Below are 8,553 nucleotides of genomic sequence, written 5' to 3'. Positions count from 1 at the left end.
TTTCAGGTGGTACATTAGAGAGAATTTTACAAAAATCTACCGATAAACTCTACAAAAGTATAGGTTTTGGTATCATCACTACAACCATCATGCAATCAAGTTCCCTTGTCTCTGTTCTTACCATCTCTTTTTTAGGAGCAGGTCTTATTGGTCTTGCTCAAGGGATAGGTATTATTTTTGGAGCAAATATTGGAACCACCACGGGGGCTTGGTTGGTTGCAGGTTTTGGACTAAAGGTAAAAATTTCTGCTTATGCCATGCCCATGCTTGTCTTTGGTGTCATACTTATTTTTCAAAAAGCAAAATCACTTAAAGGGATAGGGTATATTTTAGCAGGACTTGGGTTTTTATTTTTGGGTATTCATTATATGAAAGATGGTTTTGAAGCTTTTAAAAGTACCATTGATTTAGCATCATTTGGTGGAACTGGATTAAAATATCTATTTATCTTTACAGGGATTGGTGTTTTTGCTACGGTTGTTATGCAATCGTCTCATGCTACATTGGTACTAATTATTACAGCTCTTGCTGTTGGTCAGATATCTTATGAAAATGCTTTAGCTCTAGCCATTGGGGCAAATGTGGGAACGACCATTACAGCGATTATTGGAGCTATGAGTTCCAACATTCAAGGTAAAAGACTTGCAGGAGCACATCTTATTTTCAATATGGTTACGGGTCTCATTGCTATTGTTTTTATGAGTCAACTTATCTATGCTGTTGATTTTACCAGTAATCTAATAGGCATTGCAAATGATGACCACACCTTAAAACTTGCAGTATTTCATACCATATTTAATTTCATTGGGGTTCTTGTAATGATTCCATTTATTGGTAAACTTGTAATTTTTTTAGAAAGCACACTCAAAGATTCTAGTGGCATTTCAGACAAAGAGTGTAGCAAAGTAAAATACCTTAATGACTCTATATTGGAACTACCTGCCATAGCCATGACCGCCTTGACCAAAGAGACCAAACATCTATATGAAAATGCATTCAGAATTATTACTCATGGTTTAAATTTAAAACAGAGCAATGTTGTCTCAACAATGCCTTTAGCAGAGCTTGTAAAAGAGACTTACAGTCAGAGTCCTATAGATATAGATAAATTTTATAACTGTGATATCAAAGGTATTTATGGTGAAATTATTGACTTTTCCACCAAAGCTCAATCACTGATGAGACCTGAGGATATTGAAAAACTGTACAAATTAAAACTTGCTAACAGAGATATCGTCGAAGCAGTTAAGGGTACAAAGCATCTACAAAAAAACTTGATTGTCTATTCAAACAGTTCCAATAAATATATAAAAAAGAGATACAATATGATTAGGCAAGATTTAGCAGAACTGTTACGAGACATCCATACTATTGCCTCTTCCAAGGAGGAAGATGAAATTTTGATACTACTTTCAAAAGTTAAAATACATACAGAAAAGTATGATATAATTGCTAATGGTATCCTAGACAACCTTATTAGAAATCGTTTGATTACTAATGAAATGGCAACTTCATTAATGAATGACACTGTTTATGCTTACAATATTAGTACAAACCTTATTGCCATGGCAGAAGTGATATTTCTAGAGAACAATAGCGACATGCTTATGAGTGATAAAGATATTAATTTAATGGTAAACAAGGAGAACTAAATGGGAATAAAAAAATTTATTGAAAAGACAAAAAAATTCTTAGAGTTGGATGAGTTAGAAAAATCTTCTAAAAAAAAGTCTATTAAAAGTTTATTAAAAAAATTGTATGAGAGAGAAGATAAAATCAATAAATCTTTAGAAAAAGAGTTGGATAAAAAAGAAAAAAAACAGTTAATAGAGGAACTTGATATTGTCGCTATTCATATAAAAAATGGGAAAAAGATATTGGATAAATTAAATACCTAAGGATATTGATGAATGGTTCTTCCAAGGGGTGCATCTCCGAAGAGTCCCAAGGAAAGACCATTAATAGATTATAAACTGGGTTAATCTAGTTTTTAGCTTTTTTCTTTTCTGACTTTTTTTTGTCAGACTTTTTCTCTTTGCTCTTCTCTTTTTTATCAGATTTTTTATTTTCTATTTTTTTAGCCTCTTTTTTCTTTTCAGATTTTTTTTCAGGCTTTTTCTCACTTTTCTTTTTCTCTACTTTTTTATCATCACTCTTTTTAGCTTCCAATTTTTTAGCCAACTTCTTAGCCTCTTTTTTCTCTAACTTCTTTGCTTCTTTTTTATTATCTTTTGCCATCTCTGGACTCCTTTAATTGATTTTACAATCGGAATTTTACTGTAAGTATTTTTTATTTTACTGAAAACCTCATGTTATGATAACAAACCATCGAAATTTTATACAAAAGTAGCGACTGCCCCCCTATGTAATTAAAGTATGGGATGAGTTTAAGTTATAGTTATACTTTTTTAGACTCTAAAATCATCTTAAGCATCTCATCTTTGAGTATAAGTTTCTTTTTCTTCATAACTTCAATCTCCATATCACTCATCCCAACTCTACCATGCTCTGCATCTTGAACATCTTGATCAAGTTTGTTGTGGTCATTAAAAATTTTTGTAAAGTGTGCATTACTCTGTTTAAGTTCTGAAATTTCTACTCTGTATTCTGCTAACATTATTATCTCCTTTTCGTTTCTCTAAATTGAATTGTAGTATGAATATTGTTAAAATGGTATTAAATATGTTGGTGTATATTGTTTGATTGTATATTTATTAACTCTCTAAACATCTAAAATCTCTCTTCCAAAATAGCCACAAAATTTCGTCTTAACTATAGCTATGTTTCGTGCATTTTGCTGATTTTTTTAATGGAGTATTTTAATATACAAAGTGGCGATTCCTGACACGGCACTTAGATTTGAACAACTCTCAATATTTAGATGACAATCCAACTCCTCCCTCCCTACAAAAAAGTATCACCTCTTCTTAACTATTTTAAAAAATATCAATCTCTCTCCAAATTATAAAGAAAACCGATGTATAATCATTAAAACTAGATATTAGGAACTGATTATGCAAAAGATATATGATTTGATAATTGTTGGTGGGGGACCGGGTGGAATTGCTTCTGCTGTGGAGGCTTCTATCTTTAAGATGGAGAAAATTTTGATGATAGAGAAGGGTGATAACCACTCTCAAACTATTAGACAGTACTACAAAGACTCAAAACGAGTTGATAAAGATTGGAAAGGTCAGACTGTTGATATGATTGGTAATGTTGACTTTTTTGATGGGACAAAAGAGAGTACGCTAGAGTATTTTGAGACCTTACTTGATGGTGATGGTATCGAGACCTGTTTTAATACAGAGGTAGATAGAGTTAATAAAGAGGGAGAGGTTTTTTCTGTAGTTACACCACAAGGTGAGTTTTTGGCTAAAAATGTAATAGTCTCTATCGGTCGAATGGGAAAACCAAACAAGCCCTCATATAAAATTCCGCGAACTATCAAAGCTGTAGTCAACTTTAACCCTTATGAGTGTAGAGGTAATGAGAAGATTTTGGTGGTAGGTGGTGGTGACTCTGCTGTGGAGTATGCTTGTCAACTCACAACTATCAACAGTGTTACTCTCTCATATAGAAGAGATTCGTTCAATAAAATCAATGATATAAACCAAGAGATGATAGAGAGATATGACCAAGAGGAGAGATTGCGTGTTCGGTATGGTATCGACATTGAATCCATCGAAAATGCAGAGGGTCGAGTCAAAGTTAACTACAACAGTGGATTCTCAACTATTTATGATAGAGTAATTTACGCTCTTGGTGGAACAACTCCTGTTGATTTCTTGCAAAAGTCAAATATTGATATAGATGAGAAAGATAGACCAATATTTGATGAGAACTATAAAACTAGTGTAGATGGACTCTATATGGCAGGTGATATTATATATGATAACGGTGGTTCTATTGCTATGGCTATCAATCATGCTTATGATGCTCTACAGGATATGAGAAGAGAATAAGAAAGATATAAATAGATGTACCCACCCTCTTGATAGAGGGTGAAAATGATAGTTATATAACTAATACTGATAAATATTATCAATAACACTCACTCTTAAGTAAACTTCCTGTACTATTTTAAAATAAAAATGATAATAATTGTCATTTTAATTTTTATTTAACTATAAATGGAGAGTTCAATGAGAAAAGTAACATTAAGTTTGGTAGCATTAACAGCCATGAGTATAGGAGCAGAGAATCTAAAAGAGGTTTTTTCAAATGTTTTAACAGAGGGTCAAGTAAGATTAGGGGTTGTTCAGATAGAGGATGAAGTGGGTGGAACAGCTTCAACAGCATCTTTGGGTGGGAGCCTTGGTGTCAAGACAGACCCACTAAAAGGGATAAGTTTAGGGGCGAAATTTTATACTACTAATGCACTTTTTGGCAAAGACAATGAGGGGATGTTCTTAGATTCAAACAACGATAGTTATAGCATTGTTGGCGAGGCGTATATTCAAGCTGACTTAGGAAAAACAACTATTAAAGCAGGACGACAAGTTGTAGATACCCCTTATGCTAATAGTGATGATATTGGGATGGTTCCTAATACTTTTGAGGGTTATACTCTAGTGAATCAAGATATTACTGATACAACCGTTATTTTGGCTTCACTTGACAAATGGTCAGGGGTGGATACGGATACTCCAGAGAAGTTTAATAATTTACAAGATTCAAGTGATGCCGTGCTGATGGCAAGTGTGATTTATGAAGGGATAGATAATACAACACTTCAAGCGTGGCACTACAGATTAGACGATACCAATTTTAATTATGTCGAAGCAGGATATGAGACTGAACAGTTTAATCTAGCTCTTCAATATACTGACCAAGACAATGACAATATGGCGTTTGGACTATCAGCAGGTGTGAATTTTGGAGATTTGGCACTAGTCAGTGCCTACAATAAGGTGGATGGTATGGTTAGCAATGGATTTGGTGGAGGTCCATTTTTTACATCTAGTGAAGACCATACTGTAGCAGATGCTATAGACCAAGAGGCAATCTTGGTGGGAGCAGAGTACTCTATTGCTAAAGCAACTCTTGCACTGACCCATGTAGCTTTTGACAAGAGTGAGGATGAGACGGACTATCTGCTTAGTTATGCTGTCAATGATAATCACTCTTTGGACTTAATCTACTCTGATATGTATGATGATGGGAAGATGGTTAGATTTTTTGCAAATTATAGTTTTTAGAAGATATTAAGTTGATATTCACTATCATTTGCATAATTAAAAGTTAAGAGGGAAATCATGAAATTATCAGAACTTAAAAAAGGCGATAGAGCCATAATAAAAAAGATAGATACAGATGAGTCGTTAAAGAGTAGGCTTGTCTCGTTTGGAGTGGCTAGAGGTAGTGAGCTTAGTATTGAGGCCTACTCTGTCGGCAATCAGACGGTGGAGATACTAGTAGATGGTACGCTCATTGGCTTACGCAGAAGCGAGGCTGTAGATATAGAAGTGGAGAAGATATAATGGATGCGATTAAAATAGTTTTAGCAGGTCAGCCCAATGTAGGTAAGTCAATGCTTATCAATGCTATGAGTGGGTCAAATAGCCTAAAAGTTGGGAATTTTTCAGGGGTGACAGTCGAGAAGAGTGAACTCTGTTTTGAACACCACTGTCACATGTTTGAGATGGTAGATTTACCTGGAACTTACTCCATCAGAGGATTTTCACAAGATGAACAGGTGGCTCATGACTATCTACTTAACGAGAAGTATGATGTTATTATTAATGTACTAGACTCCACCCATCTTCAACGGAATCTACTGCTTACGCTAGAGCTTCTAAAACTCAATAAAAAGATGGTACTAGCTCTTAATATGGCTGATGAGGCTAAAAAAGAGGGGCTAAAGATAGATGTAAAACAGCTAGAAGCGATAATAGGTGTGCCTGTTATTTTAGTCTCTGCAAACACCAAAGAGGGGGTTGAGGAGCTTCTTGAGAGGATTCATGATATTGCTGATAGAGAGCATCGAGACAACTCCAATATCATCTACAGTAATCCTGTAGAGGAGGAGATTTTAGCTCTAAGTAACTTTTTTGATGAGCGAGATTTTAAGCTTCGAGATTTAAGCTCAAGAGAGATGGCGATACGGATTCTATTTGAAGACAAAGACCTCTATAGAGAGTTGCATGAGAAACCGATAATGATAGAGTTACAACCACGGATTGTCGCTTCGCTTGAACATATCTATACTCATCATGATAGTAAAAATATTACCGATATTAAGGCTAGTGAGTATATTGCTATTGCTAGAGGTATTCGTATGGAGACGGTGAAGTGTGAGAGGGCAAAAGGTCAAAAGACACTAACCAAAAAGATAGATGATATACTGCTCAACAAAGTTCTAGGTATCCCTATATTTCTCTTCTTTATGTGGGCTCTCTTTCAGCTCACTTTTGAACTAGGTGCTGTCCCTATGGATTGGATAGATGCAGGATTTGGAGCGTTTGGTGAGATTGTAGGGTCAATCATTCCTCATGAGGGGACGCGAAGTCTTATTGTTGATGGTATTATTGCAGGGGTTGGGGCGGTTGTGATGTTCTTACCTAATATTATTATCCTATATATTGGTTTGGCACTACTAGAGACCACAGGTTATATGAGCCGTGTTGCCTTTATGCTCGATGGTTTTTTCCATAAGTTTGGATTGCATGGCAAGAGTTTTATTCCTTTGGTTACAGGATTTGGTTGTACGGTTCCTGCCTATATGTCTACACGAACACTCAAAAGTGAAAAAGATAGGCTGATTACACTTTTTATCCTTGGGTTTATGTCTTGTGGGGCAAAACTACCTGTCTATGTTCTCTTTGCAGGGGCATTTTTTGGACCAGAAGAGGCAGGAAATATTCTCTTTATTATCTATATAGCAGGGGCAATGCTTGGTCTTGTTATGGCAAAAATACTGAGAATCTTTGTCTTCAAAGGCGAAGATGAGCCGTTTGTTATGGAGATGCCAAAGTATCGTATGCCATCACTGGCGTTGATATGGCATACAGTTTATAGTAAGGCGATGGGTTATCTAAAAAAAGCAGGTACATTTATTTTGGCTGCTTCTATACTTATTTGGTTTGCTTCTGCTTACCCAAAACAGCCACTTCTTGGTGCAGAGTATGAGACGAAAATAGAACAAGCATCAGGTGATGAGGTAAAAATATCAACACTGCAAAATGAGTTAAAATTGAAAGAGTTAGAGGCTAGTTATTTGGGACAACTTGGTAAAGTATCAGAGCCTTTCTTTGCTCCACTTGGATTTGACTGGAAGATGGCAGTGGCACTGGAGACTGGACTAGCAGCTAAAGAGGTTGTGGTCTCGACTCTTGGTGTTCTCTATGCTGTGGGTGATGATGTTGATGAGGGAAGTGCTTCACTTATCCGTGAACTAAAAGCGAATGTTTCGTTTGCTTCTGCGATGGCATTTATCGTCTTTGTGATGATTTATCTGCCTTGTTTGGCAGCGTCGATGGTATTTGCCAAAGAGGCTGGTGGGTATAGGTATCTCTTTTATCTGTTTATCTTTACCACAACTGTAGCTTGGGTCTTGTCGTTTATTACCTATCGGATATTGGTTTAATTTTAAAGCAATTATAGCTCACCTACCTAGTTAGAATAGGCAGAAAAGTCTCTTCTGATTAGGTGAGTGGTATAATACCCTAAGGAAAACAAACATTTTTTTTAAAGTCTGATTTTTTCTTAATCATCAAAAATGATAACTAATACCAACTTCAATACCATTAGTAACAGCCGTAGTCAAATAATCTGTACTCTCATAACCATAATAGCTATATGTAGCTACATCAGAAACAGAATTAACTAAAGCACGACGGAATAGACCAACAGTTGTATCTATATTTTTATTTATCCTATAATGTACTCCTCCAGATAAAGCTAACTCTATAACTGTACCATCATCATAAGCAAGATATTTTGAAGAAGAGTTACCAACACCTATACCCAATGAGATATAAGGTAGAATGGATTCTTTAGACATAGAGGATAATCCCCACTCATAATTAAAACCAATTGTAGATGTTTTAAATAGCTCACCTACTATCTCAATATTATCTTTTTTGAGATAGAACTCTGTTCTATTATCATTATTTTTTTGATAACCAAATTTAAGCATGAAAGGAGAACTATCTACATCTTTAGTAGATTTATATGTGGTGTAATCATTCTCTACTTCAACCTCTCCTCCAAAATTTATCAATCCTATGTTGGTACCTATATACCACGATCCTGCTTCTATAGTAGTTGTTGCCAAGGCTAAAGCCAAAATGGTTGAACTTGTAATTTTTTTCATAATATTCCTTTTTGTTTTTTGTTCTGTTTATATATACGAATGACGAAATTTAAATTCCCCAAGAGTTCGGATTATGCTTAATCTTATTATTTGTTTCATAACCTCTCCTTTCTAAAAAGCTCGAATAACAGCATCTTGAATATCCTCTAAAATCAACTTATTATTGGTTATTTTTGAGCTATAGCTATTGGTTGCTCTATTTAATCCTACAACACATGTGGGTTCATCTCTATAAC

General features: G+C 35.1%; 9 protein-coding genes. 6 read left to right on the top strand and 3 right to left on the bottom strand.

The genetic code is table 11. The features are described from left to right. Both GSY74_RS08130 and GSY74_RS08125 read left to right on the top strand, forming a co-directional pair. Positions 1–1,652: Na/Pi cotransporter family protein (locus tag GSY74_RS08130; protein WP_164664606.1), on the top strand; the 1,652-nt coding region annotated here is incomplete at its 5' end. Next, the gene (locus GSY74_RS08125) at positions 1,653–1,898 is read left to right on the top strand and encodes a hypothetical protein (RefSeq protein WP_164664605.1); all 246 of its coding nucleotides are present in this window, start codon (positions 1,653–1,655) and stop codon (positions 1,896–1,898) included. 85 nt (positions 1,899–1,983) lie between these two features. On the opposite strand, the gene GSY74_RS08120 is transcribed toward GSY74_RS08125, so the two are convergent. Further along, the gene (locus GSY74_RS08120) at positions 1,984–2,238 is read right to left on the bottom strand and encodes a hypothetical protein (RefSeq protein ID WP_164664604.1); all 255 of its coding nucleotides are present in this window, start codon (positions 2,236–2,238) and stop codon (positions 1,984–1,986) included. 160 nt (positions 2,239–2,398) lie between these two features. Continuing rightward, positions 2,399–2,617 (bottom strand): YdcH family protein, encoded by a 219-nt coding sequence (locus tag GSY74_RS08115; RefSeq protein WP_164664603.1) that lies wholly within the window; start codon positions 2,615–2,617, stop codon positions 2,399–2,401. 397 nt (positions 2,618–3,014) lie between these two features. Between GSY74_RS08115 and GSY74_RS08110 the strand changes: the two genes are divergently transcribed. The 4 genes from GSY74_RS08110 (at position 3,015) to feoB (ending at position 7,588) form a co-directional block, all read left to right on the top strand. Then, on the top strand, positions 3,015–3,965 hold the full coding sequence (locus tag GSY74_RS08110) for an NAD(P)-binding domain-containing protein (protein WP_164664602.1): 951 nt from the start codon (positions 3,015–3,017) through the stop codon (positions 3,963–3,965). 180 nt (positions 3,966–4,145) lie between these two features. Further along, positions 4,146–5,201: an OprD family outer membrane porin gene (locus tag GSY74_RS08105; protein ID WP_164664601.1), complete on the top strand. Its 1,056-nt coding sequence runs from the start codon at positions 4,146–4,148 to the stop codon at positions 5,199–5,201. Between the two features lie 57 nt (positions 5,202–5,258). After that, positions 5,259–5,483 (top strand): FeoA family protein, encoded by a 225-nt coding sequence (locus GSY74_RS08100; protein WP_164664600.1) that lies wholly within the window; start codon positions 5,259–5,261, stop codon positions 5,481–5,483. Next, positions 5,483–7,588, top strand: a complete 2,106-nt coding sequence (feoB, locus tag GSY74_RS08095) for a ferrous iron transport protein B (RefSeq protein ID WP_164664599.1) — start codon at positions 5,483–5,485, stop codon at positions 7,586–7,588. The genes GSY74_RS08100 and feoB overlap by 1 nt, the downstream gene beginning before the upstream one ends. 126 nt (positions 7,589–7,714) lie before the next feature. On the opposite strand, the gene GSY74_RS08090 is transcribed toward feoB, so the two are convergent. Next, positions 7,715–8,317 carry a hypothetical protein gene (locus GSY74_RS08090; protein WP_164664598.1) on the bottom strand — a complete coding sequence of 201 codons (603 nt, stop codon included), beginning with the start codon at positions 8,315–8,317 and terminating at the stop codon, positions 7,715–7,717. Between the last annotated feature and the right edge of the window lie 236 nt (positions 8,318–8,553).

It is taken from the genome of Sulfurovum sp. bin170 (assembly GCF_010892395.1).
Lineage (GTDB): Bacteria > Campylobacterota > Campylobacteria > Campylobacterales > Sulfurovaceae > UBA1140.
Note: the sequence above shows the minus strand (reverse complement) of the source record. Positions and strands in the feature narration are given on the sequence as shown.